We start from the raw sequence: 23,655 nt of genomic DNA, 5'->3' as shown, positions 1-23,655 counted from the left end.
AGGAATTGCAGGTACCCGGACTTGAACGTAGAAGTACGTTAATAAACGTTGAGTATAACTTACACCTTCCGGTATTACCGAGAAGGTGTTTTGTTTTACAATGCTTTGATGAGTAATCTGGCTGGCCGGCGGCCCCGAGTGATGATGAAAGAGGAACGTTGTAAATAACGATGTAGGGTAGTGTGTGTACCAGGATTTATTTTCCCGGTTTGTCCTGCATTTGCTTCTTGGACTTTTTCACTTCGCCCGGCGTAAAATCACCGTTGATCCATCTTACAAAATTTTTGGATTGTACCTGATAAACCTGTGCTGACAACGGTTTAAGGTCCGACTTTTCGATTTCGAGAAGATAATCAGCCAGAAGCCTGTTGATCTCTTCCAAATATTTGCTTTGCGTCTTCATGAGAGGAGTTTGTGTTTTTACAAAGAAATAACTATTCTGATACTCAATCAAGTGCGCGATTTCTGTATCACTATGCAAACATAATCCTTTCCCGCTGTTCCGTTTTTGGTTTTGGGGTGAGAACGCTGAATTTTAGGGTGTAACGAGCCCTTAATGGGGGGAGGAAACCGCCCTATCAAATCCCTTCAGTGGCCACTAAATTTTTACTACAAAGCCCTGCCCAAAGCCCGCTACCCATTGAATATGAGATTTATGATGGGTTGACGACGAATGCTTCTACTGCTGCTTTTTACCAATACCTGGCCTGCCGAAACGGCAAATCGGGAGATGGGGCACCTCCTGTCCGATGGGTATATACGAAAAACAAACGGGCGCGACCGGAATCCGGCCGCGCCCCTTGCTTGCATTCCGATGCGCGATTAATCCTTCTTGCGGAGGTACACGTTGTTGCTGATCGATTCCAGTTTCACTTCCGGCCCACCGCCGTTGAACTTGCCTTCGAGGAGGTAACCCACAATTGGATTTTTCTGCTTTTTGTCACCGAAATCGATGTCGAGATCCGAGTACACTTCGCCGGTGATGGTTTTCACAGCCACATTCGCGCCTTTCGATTTCGGCCACGTCATGTCCACGAACCCGCTAATCGTTTTGGCAGCCACGGCGGCAGTAGCGCCCTGAATATCGATATTCCCGTTGATGGTTTCGAGTTTCAGCACGGCCTGGCGCGGCAACGTTACCTGGTAGTTGATCTCGCTGCACACGTAGTAGCTGTTCTTGCCGTCGTCGGTGCGCCATGTGCTCTTTTGCCCCGGACAGTCCTCCCCCTTCCCCTCCTTTATTTTTTCCTTGTCAATATCGGTTTTGAGTATGATCTCGTCGGAAGTAGTGTTGCTGGTGACCATGAATGCCTCATTCAGTTTGTTCTGATTAATTTTCACGGACATATGCACGGAGACCTCCGGCTTGTCCCAGTACCGCACCTGGATGCTGTCGCCGAAGCGCAGGTTCAGGTTCACGGTCTTGCCGGATTCGTACGGCAGTTTTTTGTCGATGATTTTCTGGGCAAAAGCGGGCGCGCATACGGCGCCCAGGATGGCTAGTAACAATATCTTTTTCATGGTAACAGATGCAGGTTTAGGTTCTTATTTCTGCTTGCGGATGTAAATGTTGCTGCTGATCGTGTTGAGCGTCATCTCCACGCCGCCGCCGTTGATCGACCCGTCGACATTGGCCATACCGCCCACTTTCGACATGCCGTCTTTGCTGTTTTTCACCCCCAGGTCGAAGTCCGTATACATTTCCCCGTTGATCGACCGCAGTTTCAGGTTCGATTTCGCAGTTGCGGGTAGGGTAATGTCAACATCCCCGCTGATCGACGAAATGGCTGTGGGCTTGCCTTGCGCGAGGTTTGTAAACGTAGCCGTTACCTCACCGCTGGTGGTATTGGCCACCACCGGCCCGGTAATGTTATTGAGGACGATGTTCGTATTATTGGTTTTGATTTCCAGGTCGCCATCCATATTGGAGATCGAAAGCGCCGAGCCGCCCTGCCAGTTTGTCTCCACGAATTTCACAGCCACCTGCCGGGGCAGTTTGACGGTATATTTGATCGATTTGCGCGTTGCCTTCTCGATTTTCAGCCCCGACGCGTCGGGCGTTACCGACAGTCCGATCCCCGAATTGTCGACCGCCGTATAATACAGCGGTTTTAGCCCCTTCGCTCGGTCCGGCGGTGCTTCGAGGCCCGAAGATGCCTGGATCACGACCTCGTCCCCATTATACCCTTCGATTTTGACCGAGCTGGCCGAGAGTTCGAACACCACCTTCTTATCTTTCGAATTGGCCAGTTTGGCCTTGTATTCGTGATTTTGGGCGCACGCAATGCTCAGGCTCCAAAGGAAACCCGCACTGATTAACAGTACTTTTTTCATGGTTTTTTTATTAGGATTTATTTGCTTAGTTGGGACCAGGGGTTGAAACCCATGGTTAAAAATCGGAGGGCCATAGGCCCGACTTATCTCCGCCAGCCCCAGGGGTTCAAACCCCTGGTCAAAATCGACATCCAAAGAGAGCCAGAGGCTCGCACCATCTTTCGCCAGGGAATTAATTCCCTGGAAAAGGGGCTCGTCAGACGTCGGTAGTCAGGCGATTCATTCCTTCGGTTGCTTTGAGGCGCACCACGTCGAGGACTTCCTGATCCCGGGCGAGTTGCTGAAACTGATCCAGGGCCCGCTTCTCCTTGATCGCCACGAGTGCCTCGATGAGTGAAATCTGAATGTTAGGGTCCGTCTGGATTGCCAGCGACTGGATGAGCGCTTCCTTCACCTCTGCTTCGTCCGCAAAGTGCGTCAATGCCTGGCACGCAGCGAGTCGCACATTCACATTCGGGTCAAAATTGAGGGTATTGATCAGCAGCTGCGTAATGTCGCGGTCGGCGTCGGGGATTGTATAACTATGGTTTACAGCCTGGATACGCTCACTCGCCGAGGTGCTATTCATTTGTTCAAATGCGAGCACTTTTTTCATTTCCGCAACCTGCCCTGCTTCTTTCTCTTCCAAAGCTGCCAGCAGCGCCCCATTTTCAGATCTGGACTGCACCAACCATCCCGCACCAAAACCGACGATCAGCAGCGCCAGCCCGGCTGCTACGCGCAGCATCCATCTGCCTCCCCCCAACCCAGGGTTTAAACCCTGGGTTCCCTGGGCTCCCTGGGCTACGGCCGGCCGGTCGGCCCGCGCCGCCCGCGGATCAAGCCTCATCGCCAGCTCATGATTGAAGTTCAGGGAAGGCTGCTCCTTCCGCGCATTGGCGAAATAGCCGAACTGCGCCGCGTGGCTCTGCAAATGCTCCGGCACCTGTCCGCTTTGGAAAAACTGCTTCAATGCACGCTCCTCTTCCAGCGACGTCTCACCGTCGTAATATTTTTCTAGTAGCTTCTCAATATCCGGTTCCATAATTCTCTGCTTTTAAATAATTCTCGCGCAACTTCTGCCTGGCCCGCGAAAGGATCGTACGGATATTCGCATTGCTCAGCCCGGTTACCTCTTCGATCTCCTCCAAAGTGTATTCCTCGACGTCGCGCAGGTGCAGTACCAGCTTCTGTTGTTCGGGCAGCTCGCCGATGAGCCGGTGCATAAGTCCCGCGCTGTCGCTGTTCTCGACCTGCCGGTAAGGCGATACATCCGCTGCCTGCATCGCAACCATATCCGTTTCGTTACTCGTTTTTTGTTTATGATGGGATTTCAGCCGGTCCAGACAAAGGTTTTTCGTCATCTGCACCGCCAGCGCCTCCACGCTCTGGTAACTTTCCAGCTGCTTCCGGTTCGTCCAAAGCCTCAGGAACACGTCCTGAATGGCATCCTCGGCCTCCTCGCGGTTGCGAAGAAACATCTGCGCCAGTCGGAACAGGCGCCCCTGAACGGGAAGGATGCGTTGGTTGAAGGCTTTTAAATCCATATTCAATGGCATAGACGACCGGCTTCCGGAAACGTTACAGGATTTACGAAAAAATTTTCATCCGCGTCCAGCCCCGAACAAAACTGTTCGCTTTCGGACAAGCAGCATGCATCAAAAAGGGCCTTAAACAGCCCAAAACAGCATTGCCACCTTTTGGCAAAGTATTTGTTTTGCATTATTACAACTAATAAGCCGATGGGTTATGAAAAGAACTTTCCTGGGGGAATTTGAAGAAATCGTCCTGCTGGTCGTCGCCGGTTGTACCGAAGAAGCCTATGGCGTCACCATCTGGGAGCGGGTACAGGAATACACGGGCCGATCGGTTTCGTTGAGCGCCGTGCATGCCACTTTGTACCGATTGGAAGAAAAAGGGTTCCTTACCTCCGAAATGGGCGGTGCCACAGCCGAGCGCGGCGGACGGCGGAAGCGGTTTTTCAGCATTACCAATTACGGCAACCGGGCATTGCAGGAGATCAACGAGATCCGCCAGCAACTCTGGCAAGCCATTCCAGCCGAAAAGCTGCAACCCAAACTCAGCTTTTCGTGATATGGAAAAAGCTCCGCAACATCACGCCCCGCCCCGCTGGGTCGACAAACTGCTGACGACGCTCATCGCCCCGCATTTCCTGGAAGACATCCTGGGCGACCTGCACGAAGTGTACGCGCAACAAACCCGGCACGGGAGCATTCGCACCGCGCGCCTGCGGTACCTGCTCGCATCCGTGCGCTACATACGCCCGTACTTTATGAAACGTAAACCCCGCCCCTATTCACCCACCTATATTTTCAGTCCTGCCATGATCAGAAACTATCTCAAAATCTCGCTTCGCACGCTGGGCAAAAACAAGGCTTACAGCTTCATCAACATCAGCGGCCTGGCCATGGGAATGGCCGTCGCCATCCTGATCGGCCTGTGGATCTACGACGAGCTCTCGTTCGACAAGCATTTCGAAAACCACGACCGTATTGCCCAGGTATGGCAGCACCAGACGTTCAACGGTGAGATTGGCACGCAAACTTCCCTGCCCTTCCCCATCGGCGACGAAATCAGGCGCAACTATGGGGCCGATTTCAAATATGTGATCATGGCTTCCTGGAACAGCAAGCACATCCTGGCCGCAGGTGACCGGAAATTCAATAAAAACGGCACCTACATTGAGCCCGACGCACCCGAAATGCTCAGTCTGCGCATGGTCCACGGTACCAGGGCCGGGCTGAAAGACCCTTATTCGGTTATGCTTTCCCAATCGGTGGCAAAAGCGTATTTCGGCGATGCCGATCCCACGGACAAAACGATGAAGATCGACAACAACCTGAATGTGAAGGTTACCGGCGTGTATGAAGATTTTCCAAACAACACCACGTTCCGCGATGTTTCGTTCCTGATGCCCTGGCAACTGATGATCATCACCAGTCCGTGGCTCAAAACCATGGAAGATCCGTGGCGGCCCAATGCCTACATGACATTCGTGCAGCTGATCGACAACGCAGACATAGACCAGGCCACCGCGCGCATTAAAGACATTAAAAAGAGGAACATTAATAAGGAGCAGCTCAAATACAAACCCGACGTGTTCCTGAACCCTATGAGCGAATGGCACCTCTTCTCGGAGTTTAAAGGAGGTCACCGCGTGGGCGGGCGCATCGAATTTGTATGGCTCTTCGGTACGATCGGCGTGTTCGTGCTACTCCTGGCTTGCATTAACTTCATGAACCTGAGCACGGCTCGTTCGGAAAAACGCGCGAAGGAAGTAGGTATCCGCAAGGCCGTCGGATCGGTGCGCAGGCAGCTCATCACGCAATTTTTCACTGAATCCTTCCTGATAGTAAGCTTCGCATTCGCGCTTTCGATCCTGCTGGTAATGCTTTGCCTGCCGTTTTTTAACGAGGTGGCCGACAAAAAGATCGTTATGCCATGGCCCCGGCCCGAATTCTGGCTCGCAGGCATTGGTTTCAGTATTATTACGGCCATTATCGCGGGCAGTTATCCTGCATTTTACCTTTCCTCGTTCCAACCTGTGAAAGTGTTAAAAGGTACATTCCGCACGGGCCGCTTTGCCGCGGTACCACGAAAAGTATTGGTGGTTGTGCAGTTTGCCGTATCAATTGTCCTGATTATCGGAACGGCGGTGGTATTCCGGCAGATCCAGTTTGCCAAAAACCGCCCGGTAGGTTACAGCCGCGACGGGCTCATCTCTATTTTCACTTCGACAGCCGATGTCCACAAGCATTTCGAAGCCGTGCGCCAGGACCTGAAAAGCAATGGCGCCATTGTGGAAATGGCCGAATCGGGCAGTCCTGCCACCGAAACATGGTCGTCTACGAGCGGATTTGAATGGAAAGGCAAAGATCCGGAGCAGTCGGTCGATTTCTGGTTTGACGAAGTTTCCTATGATTACGGCAAAACCGTCGGCTGGCAGTTTGTGCAGGGCCGCGACTTCTCACGCGAGTTCGCGACGGACTCGGTAGCATTGGTTGTGAACGAAACGGCAGTGAAATTCATGGGTTTGCAAAACCCCGTCGATGAGCCGATGACCTGGTTCAAAAAACCTTACAAAATCGTCGGCGTGATCAAGGACATTGTCGTAAACTCGCCCTACGCGCCTTCCCGGCCGCAATTCTTCTGTCTTTCACCTGGGCAGGGCAATGTGATCAACATTCGCCTGAACCCGGCAGCCGGCTCATCCGCCTCCATTGAAAAGATTAAAACCATTTTTGAAAAATACGACCCGGGCTCCCCTTTCGAATATGAATTTGTCGACGAAGTATACGCCCGCAAATTCTTCGACGAAGTGCGCATCGGCAAGCTGACGACCTTCTTTTCGATACTCGCGGTACTCATCAGTTGCCTCGGCCTGTTTGGTGTGGCGTCGTTCATCGCGGAACAGCGTACCAAGGAAATCGGCGTCAGAAAAGTATTGGGAGCAACGGTGATGAGCGTTTGGGGACTGCTTTCACGCGATTTCGTGATGCTTGTTTGCATTGCATTCCTCATCGCCACCCCCGGCGCCTACTATTTCCTGAATGCCTGGTTGCAGAAATACGACTACCACACGACCATTTCGTGGTGGATATTCGCCCTCACCGGCTTCGGTACCTTGCTGATCACCCTGCTTACGGTGAGCTTCCAGGCCATCAAAGCCGCGACGATGAACCCTATCCGCAGCCTGCGGTCGGAGTAAGAGTGCATTACCGCCGCTAACCATTGGATCATTTCAAAATGAATTAAGAAATGCCTGAACACCGTCCGCCCCGCTGGGCAGATTACCTGCTCGAAAAGTTTGTGAACCCACGTTTTCTGGAAGACATTCAGGGCAACCTGGAAGAAGTCTTCACGCGCCGCGTGCGTGAGGTAGGTGCCAGGCGGGCGAGGCGCGGATACGCGTGGGGTGCAATACGCCATCTCACACCCTATTTCACCCGAAAAAGCCCTGAACAATACCCAACCGTTTCCAACCTGAGCCCTGCAATGCTGAACCATTACCTCACCTACGCCTGGCGGCATTTTGCCAAAAACCGGCAGTTTACATTCCTGAATGCCGTCGGACTCACCACCGGGCTCATTTGCACATTGCTTATCTACCTTTGGATAAACGACGAGCTGGGTTTCGACAAGTTCCACGACAAGGATGCACGCCTCTACCAGGTGACCGTGCACGAAAAAGGTGGTGGCAAACTGGTAACGTCCGAAGGAACCGGGGGCATGTTGAAGGAAATGCTGGCGAAGGATATGCCCGAAGTCGAAATGGTGGTTTGTACCACGCCGCCCGTCTGGTTTCAGAAATTCAGCCTTTCGAGCGGCAGCGGCACGTCCGGCAGAACGGTGAGTGCGGCAGGGAATTTCGTAAGCGCCGACTATTTCAAGGCATTTTCCTTTCCATTGATACAAGGCAATCCGCATTCGGTACTTAGCGGTAAGAATACGGTCGCGATTTCGAAACAAATGGCCGCAAAGCTTTTTGGTTCTCCTGAAAAAGCGATGAACCAGGTAGTGGAATGGAAGTGGCAGGCATTTTCGCGCAAATGCCAGGTAACCGGTATCTTTGATGATCAACCGCACAATTCCAGTGAGCAATCGGAACTGCTGATTCCGCTCAGCGCCTGGGATGATATGATGCCGTCGGGAGGCGTGCCCAATACCGCTACCGGCCCCTTCCATAATTACCTCGTAATAAGACCCGGCGCCGACGCGCATTTACTGGAAGCAAAGCTGGCCGACTATGCCAAAAAGCGCTTCAACGACCCGAATGCGACATTATCCATCCGCAAATACTCCGACGGCTACCTCTACGGCAACTATGAAAACGGCGTGCAGTCCGGCGGACGCATTGAGTATGTGAGGCTGTTCGGGGCCATTGCGGTGTTTATCCTTCTCATTGCCTGCATCAATTTCATGAACCTCTCTACGGCCAAAGCATCGGTAAGGGTCAAGGAAGTGGGTGTCAAAAAAGCATTGGGCGCAGGCCGGGCGACGCTCGTCTTCCAGTTTTTGGGCGAATCGGTACTGATGAGTTTTGTCACATTGGTAGTCGCGCTGGGCGTCGTGTGGCTTGCGTTACCTTATTTTAATACTATTACAAATAAACAGCTGACGCTCCATTTCAGCGGACAATTCATTCTTGCCCTCGGTGCTATTCTGCTTTTCACCGGCTTGCTTGCCGGCAGCTACCCCGCATTGTACCTCTCCCGCTCCAATCCCGCTCTTACATTGAAAGGCAAACTATTGCACGGAATGGGCGAGCTCTGGGTACGAAAAGGGCTGGTCGTGTTCCAGTTCGCGGTTTCGGTGATCTTCATCATTTCGGTGGTGGTCGTCTACCGGCAGATCGATTATGTCCAGACCAAAAACCCGGGTTATGAAAAGGATAATATCGTGTATTTTGAAATGGAAGGGCGTGCCGCAACACAAATGCAGGCATTTCTTGAAAGGCTCAAAACCGTGCCCGGTGTCGTGAATGCGTCGAGTATCCAGCAGCGGATTATCCTCCCGACGGTACTGCCTTCCGCAGGTGTGCGTTGGGACGGAAAAAACGAAAAAGATGAGATCCGTTTCTACAAAATGCCCGTCAATTACGGCCTTACCGAAACGTTGGGCATCCGGATGGTCGCAGGCAGGAGCTTTTCAAAAGATTTCGGATCGGACTCGGCCTCGGTGATTTTAAATGAAACAGCCATACGGGAAATGGGCATTACCGACCCGATCGGTAAACAGATCATGATCGACGGCTGGAAAACCCAGATCGTCGGCGTGGCGCAGGACTTTCATTTCAATTCCCTCCACGAAACCATTAAACCATTCATTTTCAGACTATCACCGCAGGAGACCATGCTTGCAGTAGTGAAAGTACAGGCCGGCGAGGTACCCGCTACCATTGCCCGGATGCAAGCGCTGTACGCCAGCTTCAATCCCGGCTACGCATTCGATTACGAATTCCTCGACCGCGACTATCAGATTCAATATGCCTCCGAGCGGCTCGTGGCGCAGCTGGCGAGGTATTTCGCCGTTCTGGCGATTCTGATATCCTGCCTCGGCTTGTTCGGCCTGGCCGCATTCACCGCCGAGCGCCGCCGGAAGGAAATCGGGGTACGAAAAGTGCTGGGCGCCAGCACCGGAAGCGTGGTAGCAATGCTCTCCCGTGAGTTTCTCGTGCTCGTGGCGGTCGCTATTGCCCTGGGTTGCCCGCTGGCATGGTGGCTCACGCAGCGCTGGCTCGATGGTTTCGCCTACCGCGCCACGATCGGCGCGGGCATTTTCGTGAGTGCGGGGCTGGTTACGATCGTGATCACGCTCGCTACCATCGGCTTCCAGTCAGTCCGGGCGGCGCTCACCAACCCGACACAATCGTTGAAATCCGAGTGATTTTCAGGTTATTTTGAAATACAATCCACAACTATGACCCGCATTCTGCTACTACCGATTTTACTGATCGCCACGTTCACAAGCGCTTGGGCGCAACCCGATTGCGCCTCACCGCGTGTACAGGACAGCCTTTTCCAGGTGTATGCCCACAAGGCCCATGCCTTAGGCATAGATAACCCTGGCTGGGACGCTACTTTCGACACGCTCCTCGCCATTTGCCCCAACGTTCCCGAGGCGTACCAGGAAAAAGGCATCCGGCAAATGTACCTGGGCGACTACACAAAAATGATCGCCTATATCGACACCGCCGTAGCGCTCGATCCGAAGCGCTGGCTGGCGTACCGCGGCTATTTGCATTGTATGCACATGCAGGATTATCCAAAGGCCATCGCCGACCTCTCAGCGGCTGAACAGCTCACGCCCAATGCATTCACGATGGACCATACCTTTTCGTTTTTCATCGCGCTAAGTCACATGGAATCGGGCAATTATGCGGAAGCCGAAAAGTATTTTCTCAAAGACATTGCCCAGCAAAAACGCGGCGAGGGGCGCAACGACATTCACTTCAATTCCCTGCTCTATTTCGGCGTTTTGTATTACCTGATGAATGAGTTCGATCAGGCGGAGCGGCGACTCAACGAATGCCTGCAACTCTACGAAATGCATCCAATGGCCAACTACTATATGGCCATGACCATGAAAATCACGGGAAACGAACGCCAGAACGTCTATTTCGACAAGGCACGGCAAGCATTGCAGGATGGCTACGCGATCAACGAGCCCAATATGCTGCATGCCAGATTCCCGCGCCAGGTCACGATGGAAGACGTCGAAAAGCGTTGATCATCACAGCTTCGGCTCGATCCACAATGCGGCAAGGCAGAGCATCAGCCACGTGAACCAGGCCCAGCCGGGTAACTTTCGAGTGGGACCGCCGCTGTATTTCGGGCTGGTTATGGGTGTTATGTCTTGTGTAGATTGAATAAAATGCTGCATCCGCGCGGCATAGCGCAGCGGTGAATAGTCCTGTACATACAGTTCGGTTTGCAGCGAGTCGTGAAGCGATAGCCAGCCATTTTGTACCGGTAAAAAATCAGCACGGGCCGAAAGATTATTCAATGCCAAAGTCACTGTCGAAACGGTATCCTCCCCCAAGATCAAAAACCGGGGAATCGGCTGGAAGCTGTTCAAATGCAATGTTGCGGGTACATTCCGAAAAACCGGGGCGTCACATGCAAGCACGGACGCATGCGCGGGGCGCACATATGCGAGGATTTCGTTCCAGACTTTTCCATAAACAATGCTGTCGCCCGACAATTGCATCGGAAATGTCTCATTCAGCAAACTTACGACCACTTTCCCCGTCGTTTTTTCAGTTGCTACTGGATAATGCGGCGCGTGCGTCTGAAAACTACGCGACTCAAAACGAAATGGCAGGGCCGTCAGCGAAGCGGTGACGGATACTGATTCTTCATTGGTCGTTTTCACCGTTTGAAAGCTGGTACCCAATGCATTGTTAATCTCCCGAAACTCAGCCGCCGGGTCGGACAATTGCACAAAAAGCACACTTTTGCCCACATTCACAGCCTTTTTCACCACGGCATTACCTGCATTGGACGCGGTTGTAATGATCACATCGGGCTCGGCCGCGCGGTTGATATTCAGCTTGCTACGGATGTTTTTGGACAGTGAGGCGTCATACAGGACGCTGTGGCCCTGCTTTCCGAGCCAGGTAGCGAGGTTGCGCGTTTCGAAATCCGGGTTATCGAGGAAAAAACGGATGGTTAGTTTGTGTTCAGGCTGTGTAAAAAAGCGCAGCGTATCGATCGTCTTGCCGTCCAGATCGAGCGTTGTGGTTGTACGGCCTTCGCCGAATGCTGGAAATGCAAGCTCGAAACGGTTTTCGCCGGCATTCAGCACCGCGCTGTCGAGGATCTGGCCGGAAGACTGGGCACCTGCCTCCGGGTCAGCGGCGTATCGTACCCGTAATGTGGCTTTTTCCCTAGATTGGATACTGCCTTCGACCCGCTGCATTTCGCCTTTCCGCAATATGCCTTTCCAATGTAAATCGTGCAGCGCTCCCGGCGCGAAATAGGGCTTCCAATGCAATGCAGGGGCATTTTTCAACTGCCGGATCGACGCAAAAACCTGTTCATCAAACTCCTGTCCGACAACCACCAGCGAATCCACAGGCTTGTTTGCAATGTCATCCGCACGGATCAATTCTGCTTTTGCCAGACGATCGCGAATGCACCCGGCAACCCCGGAAGGCACATTTTCAGCGATCAGCAATCCCGTTTTCGAACCAGCATTTGACTTGAAATACGGGTCCAATATCCACGCTGCTACGCTTAGCCATAGCAACACATTCAAAAACAGCCGGATGCCCAACCGACCCGAATGCCTGTGCCGCGTGAAGAGCAACGTGCATTGCAGCGCCAGCAATGCCAATGCAGCCAACAGCAACAGTAAATTCAATGTCCCGGTCCAGTTGAAATCGGTATGGATCATTCCGTGTTTAATTCTTGCTAAAATCTTACAGAGGCTGGCGCATTGCCTTCCGGAATGCGGCCTCCAACTTTTTCTCACCCGACCACGACGGCCGGCTTTGCATGGCAGCGTCCGTGCGTTTGTACAAATCCCGCTTCAAACCAGCTAGTTCAACCCCATTCAATGCCCTGCCAACCGCCAGTTTTTGCAATGAGGCGATCATATTCCAGTTCTGTAATCCGCCGTTGAACGGGCCGCTTTCCGTAAGTCGCCGGGTCATTTCCGAACTTAATGCGGCGCGTTTTGCCTGCTCGCTTTTGGGCAACTTATCATTTTCCAGGTACCCCAGCAATGCAGCGGCCAGTGCGGCGGTTTGTTTCGCATTAAATGCCTTTTCATACTCCCATTGGGTGGAAAGGTCTTTGAGCTCGCCCGTCAGCCGCTTTTCCTTCTCCTTGATCGGCGGCGGGTCGTAGCCGCTTTTTTTCACGTAAGTTCGCGCTTTTTGCTGGGCTGTTTTGAGGTATTCCAATGCCTTATGCTCGAAAGGAAGCGCCTTTTCGGGCTCATAAGTACGCAAATGCAGCTCCGACTGCCACATTTGCTCCAAAGCCATTTTCAAAAGGCTGCGTGTGGATTGCTCGTAAAAAGTATTCGTTTCCGCATCGTCGTGCGCATGTGTGTACTGCTCCATCAATGCCGCGAGCGGGTCCTTTTCTCCCGCAGGCTCATGCTTATGCTCGTGCGCATGTCCCTCCGCGTGCGCCGGCTCGCCCGCATCGGCCGAGCCGCGCTCGGCCGGGCTGGCACCTTCACCGTGACCATCGGAATGGTGCGTGAATGCGTCGATGACATTGCCGTTATCCGCCGCGGGATTGTCACCTCCGATTGCAGTCTCAAATTCTTCGCCTAAATACTGCCCGTAGCGCAGCCGAAGCACTTTCTGGTCAAAGCCGATCTCGTTGGAAGTTGCATTGAAGTCTTTGGTACCAAGCTTTTTTCGCTTCGCAATGAGTTTTTCCGTATCGATAATGATTTGTCGCTGGCTGCGGAAATATTCAGGCATCACATTCACAGCCATCGTCGCAAGCTCGGCCTCCTCGATTTTGGCAGTATCCTTATACACAACGAAATACGTATCCGACTTACTGAAATTTGCTTCCGGCTGGCGATTGTCGGTGGCCGCCCAATAGTAGTACAGCTCGTCGCCCGGCGCAAATTGCAATGCATTCAGGTCAATGGTTTTACGAATATTCGCCTCCTTGAAATCCGACGGACCCAGCGGCATGCGAACTTCCCGGAACTTGACATTCTCACCGGAGCCACGCGCCACGGTAGCCACGATAAACGCCTGTTTGACCTGGAAATCGTCCGATATTTTCGCTGAAATGCTGATACTCTTCGGATCTTTCAGCAAATGATAGCGGTACAGTTCCTTCGACGCCGGCTCGATGCGCGGGGCCAGGTCAGGCAATGCCTCCATTTTGTAAAAATCCGATTGATAAATGAGAGAGTCCTTCCAATAACCTTTGATGGAATATAAACCCGAGCCGGCAATGCGGTCGCGAAGCGTAAATGCGCCATTCGATTCTTTGAGCGCCACTTCCTCGCCACGACTATTGACCATTCGAACGCTGAGTCCGGCAGGACGGTCAAACTCCACCGACCATTCCACCGCCGAACCCGACAACGCACTGATATTCAAATCCGCAGACGTTTTCGCGGGAAGCCCGGTGTACGCAGGCGGGGTTACTTTCACATGCGCATCCACATAGCGCGGGGCTTTGGGCGGGCTGTTTTGGTTCAAAATGGATGGCTGCTTCGCTGCATTTGCGGGCGCCTCCGGATGGCTGCTCCAAAGGTAAACGCCGTGATTAATGGCCCAGCCGAGTAAAAAAATCCCGAAGTAAGCCCACAGGCCCCGGTACACTTCCCGGCGGGGAGCCGACGCATCCCTCGCCGCGATCCGTTCAAGCTGCATTTGCTCGGCCAGGTTCAGATCGGGCTTATCGAGCAGGTCAAGGCTATATTCCAGCCCGGGATTATGGCTGTGAAGCAGCGCGATCGCTTTGCGCTTGCGATCGGTAAATGCTTTGGTCCGGAAAATGCCAATTAACGTACCCACCGAGCCAATCATCGATTCCAAAAACAGGTGTTCGCCGGGAAGCGAAATCGCCACCAATCGAAAAGCCAGCCCGAGCAAAAGGCATTTACCAATAGCTACCCACTGGATCTGCGTATTCACCGATTTGATCAGTTTCTGTAAATCAGCCATTGCCTCCCGCCGTTTTGCGCAACGCCAGCCAGCGTTCCGCAGTGAGTACCATCATCAAACCCAGCAACAGCCACGGCCGCAACACCGCTTCCATCCGGGCGTCCGCAGCATCCGCACGCTGAAACAAAGCCGCCAACTGCCTGTTACTCAAAATACCCGCCGGTTGAAGCTTCAAATCTTTCACCAGCAAATCCCCGAGCCACTCGGGAAACCGGCCGCTTTCCACCAGTTCGGAACCCGCGATCTTCAATGAATCCGGCAGAAACGTCACCGATGCCGACGCATTCCATTCCGGTGAATTTCCCGATACAATGTACCTCGTTCTAGGATCGGCTTCTTGCATCAGTTTATTGGTAAAAACCCAGTCGTAATGCTTTCCAGTACCGTTTTTGTTTGCTATTTCAAACACAAAACCATAAACCTCCGCCAATGCCGCAAGTCCGGCTTGAATGGTTTGCCGTTCGGCAGCATCGCCATTTTCTACCAGGATATGGACAGGTTTCTCGTAAACCGGCTTTTTATCCGAAAGCGAAACCGGCCGTTGACGAGAAGAATCGACGGCCGAAAAGAGTTGATATGAACCGGGAATGTAAACCTTTTGAAAACCAGGCAATGCAATGTCATTTCGAAGATAGAGCCTGAAAGAGTGCGCGCTGCCATTTGATAATACATTGATATTCCGCTGAATAACTGACAAATCAACCATAACGGAGGGCATTTTGGCAAGATCGCTCATCCGTTCCGGCGCATGACCGAGCCAGTACACCTGTCCGCCTTCGCGCAATGCCTTTTCGAGCTCGAAGCGGTAGGTGTCGGTTATCAGTTGATCGGGCTGCACAAGGTGAATGGTCGCCGATCCATTGGTATTTTTCAACCATTCGATAACCGGTTTGCTCAAAATCAATGCAAGTAATGCCACCACCAGGCAACGCAAAATCATCAGCCACACCTCGTTCAGGCGGAGCCCTCGGTGTTGCAGCGTAGTTTGCCCGCCGAGCCAGCGCATAGCTGCCCATTTAATGGTTTTGCCCCTTTTTTGATACCAAAAATGGATAGCCACCGGTACCGCTACGGCCAGCATTCCCCAGAGCATATAGGATTGCAGGAAAGTCATCAGCCTTTTCGTCGGGTTAAAAATGCCTTCAATACCATTCCGATCGGCTCGTGCATGTGCGCTCGGACAAGGCGCACGTGCGGGATTTGCAACGCAGCCTTCAAACCGGACAAATAGGCCTGCATCGAAGTCCTGAATTCCGCCGCAACCGATTGTGCATCCAACTCCAGATCCCGGCCGCTTTCGAGATCATGGAAACGGTAGAAGCCGGTCAGGTCAAAATCCGTTTCCTGGCTGCCTAATATTTGAAATACAATGATCTCCCGGTAAGGCCCGGCTAGCGATCGGATCCAGGAAATCCATTCATCGCCTACCTGTAACAAGTCGCTTACGAAAATGAGTTGTTCCTTCTTTTTGGACTGAAATTCGGCCACAACGCGTCCGGGTTGCCCCGCCGAATTTGGCGCAGACATTGCCCACGGGCCTGCCGCACTTGCTTTTTCCAGCCCTACCAGTATCTTTTGAAATGCCTGCCGGGCCGACGACGCCGACCCAATGCCGCTGATCGTTTCCACAATACCCGCTTTCAACCCGTACAAACTCATCTGGTCGTTCTGGATGTAGCACAGGTACGCGAGCGACGCCAACAGAATCTGCGCATATTGCAGCCGGCTCACACCATTTTCAGTATAATTCATCGATCCCGACAGGTCCAGCACGAACCGGATCTGCCGATCGCTTTCTGTCGACGACTCGCGGACGAGGTGTTTGTCGGTTCTCGCAAACAGCTTCCAATCAATGCGTTTCGGGTCATCACCGGGCTCGTAGTGCCGGTATTGTTCAAATTCAATGCCTATCCCCGACCGTTTACTGGAATGAATGCCCAGCATCAGCTCCTCACTCACCAGTTTTCCGGTCAGTTGCAGGTTTTTGAGCTTGATCAGGCTGGACGCCAGTAGGCCGGTTGTTTTTTGCATTGGTGTTATGTCAGATACTTAGGTCATTTGTTTTGTTGTTGCATGCCTAACGGCATTGATTAACGTAAATTAGCAATGCCACGCTACACCGTCGCTTGCGTTCAGGCGACTCCTCTGGAGTCTTTTTCATAAATTTTCCGTACCGTGCTACAAACAGGTTGCCCTCCGTGGCAGGCACCGCGCCAATCGCGTTAGCGATGTAATATTGGTAGCGTTTGGCATTCCTCATCTTCCAAAAATCCCGTCAGGGATGCAACAACAAATCGATCTTTCCAACGATCGTTTCCGCCGTGCTATAAACAGATAGCCACTCCGTGGCAGGCACCGCGCCAATCGCGTCAGCGATGTAATACTGGTAGCAATCTGGCATTCCGCATCTTCCAAAAATCCCGTCAGGGATGTAACAACAATGCGAAGGCAACGTCACGGCAACCCATTCAATAACTCCTGAATGGCATGATCGCTCGTGATACCTTCGGCTTCGGCACGGAAATTCATGGCGATGCGGTGCCGCAACACCGGGAATGCCAATGTACGAATGTCCTCTGGAATGACGGAAAACCGCTCGTGCAGCACCGCACGCGCCTTCGCACATAATACGAGCGCCTGACCCGCGCGCGGGCCTGCGCCCCAGTCGCACCATTCCTTCACGAAGTCGGAGGTAGTGGTTTCGGGTCTCGTGGAGCGGACGAGATTGTTGATTTTCACCAATAACTCATCGGCAATGTGTACCTGGCGCGTCAGCTTTTGCAGATCAGCCATTTCCGTATCCGATAATATCCGTCCGATTTCAGGCCGTGCGGTGCCGGTGGTGGTCCGTAACACGTCCAATTCTTCCTCTTCGCTCGGGTAGCTCAGTTTGATATACAACAAAAAACGGTCGAGCTGCGCCTCGGGAAGCGGGTAAGTACCGGCCTGCTCGATCGGGTTTTGCGTGGCGATGATCAGGAACGGATTGGGTAATGCATAGTTCTCGCCGCCGTAGGTCACGCTTTTTTCCTGCATGGCTTCGAGCAATGCGGCCTGCGTTTTGGGCGGCGTCCGGTTGATTTCGTCGGCCAGTACCACATTCGCAAACAGCGGCCCGCGGTTGAATTTGAAAAACTTCTTACCCGTTTCATGGTCTTCCTCCAATATCTCCGTACCCACAATGTCGCCGGGCATCAGGTCGGGCGTGAACTGGATCCGCCGGAAACTCATATCCAACGCCTCCGACATCGTTTTGACCATCAGCGTCTTAGCCAGACCCGGAACACCTTCCAAAAGGCTATGCCCCGACGCCAGCAATGCGATCAGAATTTCTTCAATAGCATCCTGCTGCCCGACGATTACCTTGCCGATTTCGGCTTTGAGCAGCGGTAGCTTTGCAATCAGTGAGCGGTAGTGAGTTGTTTGGGTTTCCAATTTGTGTTGACTTCGTTTTTGACCACCGACCGTTGACCGCCGACGGCCGATCGCATATTTACAATCATTTACATTAATTCACTTACCCGCTATTCCACCCAAACTCCCCCATCCCGCAATCAGCGGTCAGCGGTCGGCCGTCAGCGGTCGCACCGCAGGCGCTTCACCCCGTCAGCGCATACACCACAATATTCACCCCAAACCTCGTATTGTCAACAGCCAGGAAGCGTTTGTTGCGGAAATCGTAGTCCCATTCGCAGCCGTAATCCTTGTTGCTGTACAGGACGCCGATTTTACCGTTAATGACAATGGCTTTGAGGTAGTCGTGCACGAGGTCGTCGCCCCAGCCGTTCAGCTCGAAAGAGGTGGTCGGCGGGCCGTCGTTGAATTTGAAAAAACTGTGGTAGATAGGATGGTTGTTCGGGATTTTCTGCAAGGCTTTCGGGCCGAACGTGCGGGCCATTTCCTGCTCGAACGATTTGGCAAAAAGCCCGTCGATATCGTGGTTACAATCGTCGACGAACACGAAGCCCCCGTTTTGCACGTACCGTTTGAAATGGTCGCGCTCCTGGGCCGAAAATTCCACCAGCTTGTGCCCGCTCAGGTAGCAGAACGGGCTTTTGAATATTTCGTTACTGCTCAATTGAACCACTTTTTCCTTCTCGTCGACCGGAATCGTGGTGTACTCGACCAGCGAATGCAGCAAATTGGACGGCATGCGCTGGTCGGTATCCCAGTTACCGGAAGTGTATTGGATTCTGGTGAAGAAAAAAGGTTTCAATACTAAACTGCGTCAGATAACGATGAGAATGTGAACTCGCGGATTTTCATCGGCGGGATCAGGTAATTGCTGTTGGTTTCGGTGCTCACCACGCGTTCGGGTTTGCCGAGCGTTTCGAGGTTGTTGAGCATGATTACCGGGCTTTCATTAAAACGGAAGTTTTTGATCGGATGTTTGATCACCCCGTTTTCGATGAAGAAAGTACCGTCGCGCGTCAGGCCCGTGAGCAGGAGCGTCTGCGGATCGACCTCGCGGATGTACCACAGTTTGGTAACCAAAATCCCCCGCTGGGTAGATTTAATCAGCTCTTCCATGCTCGCCGTACCACCGGCCATGATGATGTTCGTCGGGAATGGTACCGGCTTCACATTGTTCTTTTGGGCCCAGAAACGCGAATAAACGAGATTTTTCACCACCCCATTCTCGATCCAGTTGATTTTGTTGGCTGCCTGGCCGTCACCAGCCCAGGGCGATGCGGGCAAATCCGGGTGGGTCGGGTCAGAATAGATATGCACCCGCTCGTCGACGATCTTCTCGTTCAGCTTGCTTTTGCCGCCGGCTTTGCTCAGAAACGAGCGGCCTTCGTCGGCGCTTCTCGCGTCGAAATTGAAGAATATGTTTTCTAAAAGTACCGCTGCGGCCGTCGGTTCGAGGATCACGGTGTATTTACCGGGCTCCAATGCTTTCGCATCCACCGATCCTTTCGATTTCTGAATGGCGATTTTGGTCGCGGCCGCGGTATCCAGCTTGGTCACATCGCTGTAACCTTTTGCCACATAACCGGAACCCTTGCCGTCGGGTGTACGCACGGTGAGCGAGAAGTTTACGCTCGTGCTGGGGTAGTAAGCAAAAAGCCCTTTGGAATTCATCATGGCCGAATAGCCTTTCTGGTTTTCAAGGAAACCGGCGGCGGTCATATTTTGGGAGCGCGTAAGATCGAGGCTTTTGGCCACGGCGTCGGCGCGGTATGCCGGGTTAACGCCCGCCGTCGATTCGAAGAACCCATTCGATTTCAAATAGGTCTGCGGTTCCAAAACGCTCACGTATTCAGGATTTTCCGGAGCGAGCCGTGCCAGCTCTTCGGCCCTTCTGACCACTTTTTCAATGGATTCGTCGCTGAATTCATCGATCGTGGCAACGCCTACTTTCTTCCCGAATGCGGATTGCACCTGCAAATTCTGGTTGATGAGCGATCCGCTCGTCGACACTTCGTTGCGGGCATAGCGCAGGTTTCCCCGCTCCTCGCCCAATATATTTACCTCGCATTCATCTGCTTTGGAATAGCTCAGCACTTTCTGACAAAGCGCCTTTGCTTCTGCTTCTGTTAGTATGATGGCCATATGCGTAATGCTTTTTTATGATCGTTTGTGATTGGGGGGAGGAAGGATGATTCCTCCCCTTCCTCCTTCCTCCCTTTCCTCCCTTGTTAAATTTTCCTCGCCGTATTGATAACATTCACCCCATTAAACCGCGCTGTCGAACTTCCGTGTGAGACGGCGCTGGATTGCATAGGCTGTCCTTTGCCGTCGAAGAACGAGCCGCCGAGGCGGTAGTCGCGCTCGTCGCATACCTGCACGCACGAGTTCCAGAATTCCTGGGTGTTCGACTGGTAGGCCACATCTTTCAGCATTCCGGCGATTTTGCCGTCTTTGATTTCATAATACAGCTGGCCGCCAAACTGGAAGTTATAACGTTGCTGATCGATCGAGAAAGAGCCGTCGCCGATGATGTAAATACCCTTTTTGACATCCTTGATCATCTCATCCACCGATAATGGTGTCTTACCCGCCGCCAGCGACACATTTGGCATGCGCTGGAATTGTACAGAACTCCAACTGTCGGCATAGCAGCAGCCGTGCGACTCTTTCGCACCAATAATGTGCGCCTGGTCACGGATCGCCTGATAGTTCACCAGCACACCGTCCTTCACGAGGTCCCATTGTTTGGTATTCACCCCTTCATCATCCCAACCCACGGCACCGAGCGAGCCGGGCTGCAACTTGTCGGCCACGAGGTTGACCTGCTTGCTGCCGTACTGAAAGTTCTTGGATTGCCATTTATCTAGCGTCGCGAACGAGGTTCCCGCGAAATTGGCCTCATAACCAAGCACACGGTCGAGTTCCAGCGGGTGACCGACGGATTCGTGAATGGTAAGCCACAAATGCGAGGGATCGAGCACGAGGTCATATTTGCCAGCCTCCACCGATTTGGCCGAAAGCTTTTCCTTAGCCTGTTGCGCGGCGGCTGTGGCGTCTTCGAGCATGTCGTAACCCTTGTTATAACGGGTCGTGACGCCGGTAACCTTATCTGCCGGGTTCGATTGCAAATAGTCGTACCCCATTCCCATCGGCGCGCTCAGCGAGCGGCGCGTTTCGAATTTGCCGGTTTTGGGATCGATGGCCGTCACATTGAAAAGCGGCCATATCCGGTGAATGTCCTGATCGATGTAGGAGCCGTCGGTAGAAGCGAAATATTTCTGCTCATTCACCTGGAAAAGGATCGAATTCACATAATTGGCGCCGTTTTTCATCGCCGCGTCGTTCACCGAAAGCAGCAGGTCCGCCTTTTCCTTAATAGGTATTTCAAATGCGTTCTTTTTGAACGGTGCTTTCCAGCTCACTTCGCCGAAGCCTTTTTGCGCCGCGAGTTGTACCGGCTCTTTCATGAGCTTCGCATTCGCTTTGGCAATCGCGACCGCCTCTTCCGCTGCTTTGGCCAGCTGCGCTTCGCTTTTGGCATCCACTACCGCCGCGAAACCCCAGCAGCCATTGGCGATCACCCGCACACCTACGCCATAGGATTCGGTATTGACAATGTTTTCGACCTTGTCCTCGCGGGTAGTCACATATTGATTGAGGTACCTGCCAATGCGGACGTCGGCATAGGATGCGCCTTTGGATTTGGCCGCATTGAGGGCGGCATCGGCGAGCCGCTTTTTAACCTCCACATCATCGCCCGGCATCAGCAATGCCTCAGGCGAGACCGGACGGCCCGTTGCAAAGCCCGGCAACATGAACGCTCCCGTTCCGAGCCCGGCCATTTGAATAAAATCTCGTCGTTTCAAAGTGTAGATGTTTAGCTAATAGAATTGAATGGGTGAGTTAAAAAAGTGCAATTCATAAGTTAATGAATGGCTGCACTTGTTTCAACTCACCTGTTATGGATGGCAGGATAGTAGTTTAAATGGATTACGCTTGCTCCTAAACAGCGTCCGAAAGGCTTGTAAACGTAAAATCGCGGATTTTCAACGGCGGTATCAGGCTGCCGTTGGTGCGGACCGGCTTCCCGATCGCCTCCACGTTGTTGAGCATGATCACCGGGCTTTCATTGAACCGGAAGTTCTTGACGGGATACTTGATCTGCCCGTTTTCAATGTAAAATGTGCCGTCGCGCGTGAGACCCGTATAGAGCAGCGTCTGCGGGTCCACCGAGCGAATATACCAGAAACGGGTCACGAGAATGCCCTTTTCAGTGCCTTTGATGAGGTCGGCGAGCGACTCGTTACCTCCCTCGAAAACAAAGCCTTCCGGCGGAGGTATCGCTTTTACGCCTTTTTTCTCAGCCCAGAAACGCGAATTGGACATATTTTTCACCACACCCTTTTCAAACCACACCACTTTCTCCTGCGGACGGCCGTCGACAAAAAACGGCGATCCCGGCACTTCGGCATTGGTAGGGTCCGAATAAATCGTGACCCGCTCGTCGAGCAGCTTCTCGCCCAGGCGTGTCTGCCCTCCCTTTTTGCCCAGAAAACTGCGCCCCTCGTCGGCACTGCGACCGTCCATACTGCGCATCATATTCATAATGAGATCATTCGCAGCCGTAGGTTCGAGAATGACCGTGTATTTGCCCGGCTCCAAGGCCTTCGCATTCACCGATGCCAATGCTTTTTGCATCGCGATTTCCGTCGCGGTGCTGGTATTCAGTTTGGAGGCGTCGTTGTAATCGCGCAGCACAAAGCCTGACCCCGTACCGTCGGCCGTTCTAACAGTGACTGAAAAATTGACAGAAGTGGCTTTATTATAAGCAAAAAGGCCTTTGTTGTTCCCCAGCGCCATAAATCCGCTCCTATCTTCCATGTAGCCGGCGGCCGTCAGGTTCTTTTTGGAACATGGCTCGATGCTCCCGAAGGCCGCTTTGGCACGGTACTCCGGGTCTATGCCCGCCGTGCTGTCCGCAAATGCATTGCTACTCACATATTGCTGCGCCCCGAGCATCGGTACATATTCGGGATTGTCCGGCGCGAGCTTCGCGATCTCCTCCGCGCGACGCACAGTCTTTTCGAGTGAGGCGTCGTCGAACTCATTAATCGTAGCCGTTCCCGATTTTTTGCCAAAAACAGCAGTAACGGAAAGCGACAAATCGTTGGTTTCGCCACTGGTCGACACCGAGTTGCGGGCGTAACGAATATTACCTGTCCGGTTCCCCGAAAGCGACGCGCTGATCTCATCAGCCTTCGAAAACGCCAGGACTTTATCTATGATTTTCTTTGCTTCTTCTTTTGATAGTATGGCCATTGCGTGATGCAGTTTTTTGATCGGTGAAATTTTGGGAGGAAAGGGAGGATGGAGAAAGGGAGGAAGTATTGTCTTGTCCTGAAAAAAGTGGACAGGTTATTACTAATTTCCTTCCTTCTTTTTCCTTTCATGCCACACTGAGTTTGTGCACGTTCGAAGGCGTTTTCAAGTTCAGCGACCAGTGAGGCCTCTTCTCGTTGTACAGGTGAATTGCCTCCTTGACCGATTGCAAGCACAGTGTCTTGGTTTTGAATGTGGTGTTTAATAAAAATTCATGCTTTAAAATTCCATTGACGCGTTCGGCAAGGCCGTTCTCATAACAGTGGTTGGCTTCGGTCATGCTAATGGTAACCGCATGCTTTCGTAACAAACTCACGTAGCTTTTACTGCAATATTGAATGCCACGATCAGACCGGGCCGCCGGAGCGGTGGTGGAC

At 52.7% G+C, this 23,655-nt stretch carries 19 protein-coding genes; 4 read left to right on the top strand and 15 right to left on the bottom strand.

From position 1 onward, the window contains the following. Positions 1-196: 196 nt before the first annotated feature. The 5 genes from BLQ88_RS27455 to BLQ88_RS27435 form a co-directional block, all read right to left on the bottom strand. Positions 197-403 (bottom strand): hypothetical protein, encoded by a 207-nt coding sequence (locus BLQ88_RS27455; protein ID WP_090156219.1) that lies wholly within the window; start codon positions 401-403, stop codon positions 197-199. A 419-nt stretch (positions 404-822) separates the two neighbouring features. Beyond that, positions 823-1,521, bottom strand: coding sequence for a DUF4097 family beta strand repeat-containing protein (locus tag BLQ88_RS27450; protein ID WP_090156218.1), 699 nt, complete (start codon positions 1,519-1,521; stop codon positions 823-825). Positions 1,522-1,545: 24 nt separating this feature from the next. Further along, positions 1,546-2,334 (bottom strand): DUF4097 family beta strand repeat-containing protein, encoded by a 789-nt coding sequence (locus BLQ88_RS27445; protein WP_090156217.1) that lies wholly within the window; start codon positions 2,332-2,334, stop codon positions 1,546-1,548. Between the two features lie 196 nt (positions 2,335-2,530). Then, complete coding sequence (locus BLQ88_RS27440) at positions 2,531-3,358, bottom strand: HEAT repeat domain-containing protein (protein WP_090156216.1); 828 nt, start codon at positions 3,356-3,358, stop codon at positions 2,531-2,533. Further along, complete coding sequence (locus tag BLQ88_RS27435) at positions 3,342-3,860, bottom strand: GFO_1088 family ECF-type sigma factor (RefSeq protein WP_090156367.1); 519 nt, start codon at positions 3,858-3,860, stop codon at positions 3,342-3,344. Before BLQ88_RS27435 ends, BLQ88_RS27440 begins: the two co-directional genes overlap by 17 nt. Positions 3,861-4,062: 202 nt before the next feature. Here BLQ88_RS27435 and BLQ88_RS27430 point away from each other — a divergent pair, with 202 nt between their 5' ends. From BLQ88_RS27430 to BLQ88_RS27415, 4 genes are read left to right on the top strand one after another with little or no spacing between them, the layout of a single operon-like run. Then, a complete protein-coding gene (locus tag BLQ88_RS27430) occupies positions 4,063-4,407 on the top strand; it encodes a PadR family transcriptional regulator (RefSeq protein ID WP_090156215.1) in 345 nt (114 codons plus the stop codon). 1 nt (position 4,408) lies between these two features. Beyond that, on the top strand, positions 4,409-7,042 hold the full coding sequence (locus tag BLQ88_RS27425; RefSeq protein ID WP_218132959.1) for an ABC transporter permease: 2,634 nt from the start codon (positions 4,409-4,411) through the stop codon (positions 7,040-7,042). 50 nt (positions 7,043-7,092) lie between these two features. Further along, complete coding sequence (locus tag BLQ88_RS27420; protein ID WP_090156214.1) at positions 7,093-9,720, top strand: ABC transporter permease; 2,628 nt, start codon at positions 7,093-7,095, stop codon at positions 9,718-9,720. Positions 9,721-9,753: 33 nt separating this feature from the next. Next, on the top strand, positions 9,754-10,563 hold the full coding sequence (locus BLQ88_RS27415) for a tetratricopeptide repeat protein (protein WP_090156213.1): 810 nt from the start codon (positions 9,754-9,756) through the stop codon (positions 10,561-10,563). Positions 10,564-10,566: 3 nt separating this feature from the next. Here BLQ88_RS27415 and BLQ88_RS27410 read toward each other — a convergent pair whose 3' ends face one another. The 10 genes from BLQ88_RS27410 to BLQ88_RS27360 all read right to left on the bottom strand — a co-directional run. Next, positions 10,567-12,231 carry a hypothetical protein gene (locus BLQ88_RS27410; protein WP_090156212.1) on the bottom strand — a complete coding sequence of 555 codons (1,665 nt, stop codon included), beginning with the start codon at positions 12,229-12,231 and terminating at the stop codon, positions 10,567-10,569. Positions 12,232-12,256: 25 nt separating this feature from the next. Beyond that, complete coding sequence (locus tag BLQ88_RS27405; RefSeq protein WP_090156211.1) at positions 12,257-14,485, bottom strand: hypothetical protein; 2,229 nt, start codon at positions 14,483-14,485, stop codon at positions 12,257-12,259. Continuing rightward, positions 14,478-15,599: a BatA domain-containing protein gene (locus BLQ88_RS27400; RefSeq protein WP_090156210.1), complete on the bottom strand. Its 1,122-nt coding sequence runs from the start codon at positions 15,597-15,599 to the stop codon at positions 14,478-14,480. The genes BLQ88_RS27405 and BLQ88_RS27400 overlap by 8 nt, the downstream gene beginning before the upstream one ends. Further along, a complete protein-coding gene (locus BLQ88_RS27395) occupies positions 15,599-16,516 on the bottom strand; it encodes a DUF58 domain-containing protein (protein ID WP_090156209.1) in 918 nt (305 codons plus the stop codon). Before BLQ88_RS27395 ends, BLQ88_RS27400 begins: the two co-directional genes overlap by 1 nt. A 423-nt stretch (positions 16,517-16,939) precedes the next feature. Further along, the gene (locus tag BLQ88_RS27385) at positions 16,940-17,920 is read right to left on the bottom strand and encodes an AAA family ATPase (protein ID WP_090156207.1); all 981 of its coding nucleotides are present in this window, start codon (positions 17,918-17,920) and stop codon (positions 16,940-16,942) included. A gap of 163 nt (positions 17,921-18,083) precedes the next feature. After that, on the bottom strand, positions 18,084-18,701 hold the full coding sequence (locus tag BLQ88_RS27380) for a DUF4159 domain-containing protein (protein ID WP_090156206.1): 618 nt from the start codon (positions 18,699-18,701) through the stop codon (positions 18,084-18,086). A gap of 2 nt (positions 18,702-18,703) precedes the next feature. After that, a complete protein-coding gene (locus tag BLQ88_RS27375; protein ID WP_090156205.1) occupies positions 18,704-20,041 on the bottom strand; it encodes a TldD/PmbA family protein in 1,338 nt (445 codons plus the stop codon). A gap of 86 nt (positions 20,042-20,127) precedes the next feature. Next, the gene (locus BLQ88_RS27370; protein WP_090156204.1) at positions 20,128-21,765 is read right to left on the bottom strand and encodes a TldD/PmbA family protein; all 1,638 of its coding nucleotides are present in this window, start codon (positions 21,763-21,765) and stop codon (positions 20,128-20,130) included. A gap of 136 nt (positions 21,766-21,901) precedes the next feature. Continuing rightward, positions 21,902-23,218: a TldD/PmbA family protein gene (locus tag BLQ88_RS27365; RefSeq protein ID WP_090156203.1), complete on the bottom strand. Its 1,317-nt coding sequence runs from the start codon at positions 23,216-23,218 to the stop codon at positions 21,902-21,904. Positions 23,219-23,345: 127 nt separating this feature from the next. Next, the coding region (locus tag BLQ88_RS27360; protein WP_143016869.1) for an integrase core domain-containing protein at positions 23,346-23,655 on the bottom strand (310 nt) is incomplete at its 5' end.

Origin of the sequence: Dyadobacter soli (assembly GCF_900101885.1) — a bacterium.
Classification (GTDB): domain Bacteria; phylum Bacteroidota; class Bacteroidia; order Cytophagales; family Spirosomataceae; genus Dyadobacter; species Dyadobacter soli.
This window is presented reverse-complemented; position numbering and strand designations above follow the sequence as displayed.

What these genes read in the sequence shown, in the direction of transcription:
- BLQ88_RS27455 (WP_090156219.1), bottom strand. Translation starts at nt 403, where the DNA reads ATGAAGACGCAAAGCAAATATTTGGAAGAGATCAACAGGCTTCTGGCT.
- BLQ88_RS27450 (WP_090156218.1), bottom strand. Translation starts at nt 1,521, where the DNA reads ATGAAAAAGATATTGTTACTAGCCATCCTGGGCGCCGTATGCGCGCCC.
- BLQ88_RS27445 (WP_090156217.1), bottom strand. Translation starts at nt 2,334, where the DNA reads ATGAAAAAAGTACTGTTAATCAGTGCGGGTTTCCTTTGGAGCCTGAGC.
- BLQ88_RS27440 (WP_090156216.1), bottom strand. Translation starts at nt 3,358, where the DNA reads ATGGAACCGGATATTGAGAAGCTACTAGAAAAATATTACGACGGTGAG.
- BLQ88_RS27435 (WP_090156367.1), bottom strand. Translation starts at nt 3,860, where the DNA reads ATGGATTTAAAAGCCTTCAACCAACGCATCCTTCCCGTTCAGGGGCGC.
- BLQ88_RS27430 (WP_090156215.1), top strand. Translation starts at nt 4,063, where the DNA reads ATGAAAAGAACTTTCCTGGGGGAATTTGAAGAAATCGTCCTGCTGGTC.
- BLQ88_RS27425 (WP_218132959.1), top strand. Translation starts at nt 4,409, where the DNA reads ATGGAAAAAGCTCCGCAACATCACGCCCCGCCCCGCTGGGTCGACAAA.
- BLQ88_RS27420 (WP_090156214.1), top strand. Translation starts at nt 7,093, where the DNA reads ATGCCTGAACACCGTCCGCCCCGCTGGGCAGATTACCTGCTCGAAAAG.
- BLQ88_RS27415 (WP_090156213.1), top strand. Translation starts at nt 9,754, where the DNA reads ATGACCCGCATTCTGCTACTACCGATTTTACTGATCGCCACGTTCACA.
- BLQ88_RS27410 (WP_090156212.1), bottom strand. Translation starts at nt 12,231, where the DNA reads ATGATCCATACCGATTTCAACTGGACCGGGACATTGAATTTACTGTTG.
- BLQ88_RS27405 (WP_090156211.1), bottom strand. Translation starts at nt 14,485, where the DNA reads ATGGCTGATTTACAGAAACTGATCAAATCGGTGAATACGCAGATCCAG.
- BLQ88_RS27400 (WP_090156210.1), bottom strand. Translation starts at nt 15,599, where the DNA reads ATGACTTTCCTGCAATCCTATATGCTCTGGGGAATGCTGGCCGTAGCG.
- BLQ88_RS27395 (WP_090156209.1), bottom strand. Translation starts at nt 16,516, where the DNA reads ATGCAAAAAACAACCGGCCTACTGGCGTCCAGCCTGATCAAGCTCAAA.
- BLQ88_RS27375 (WP_090156205.1), bottom strand. Translation starts at nt 20,041, where the DNA reads ATGGCCATCATACTAACAGAAGCAGAAGCAAAGGCGCTTTGTCAGAAA.
- BLQ88_RS27365 (WP_090156203.1), bottom strand. Translation starts at nt 23,218, where the DNA reads ATGGCCATACTATCAAAAGAAGAAGCAAAGAAAATCATAGATAAAGTC.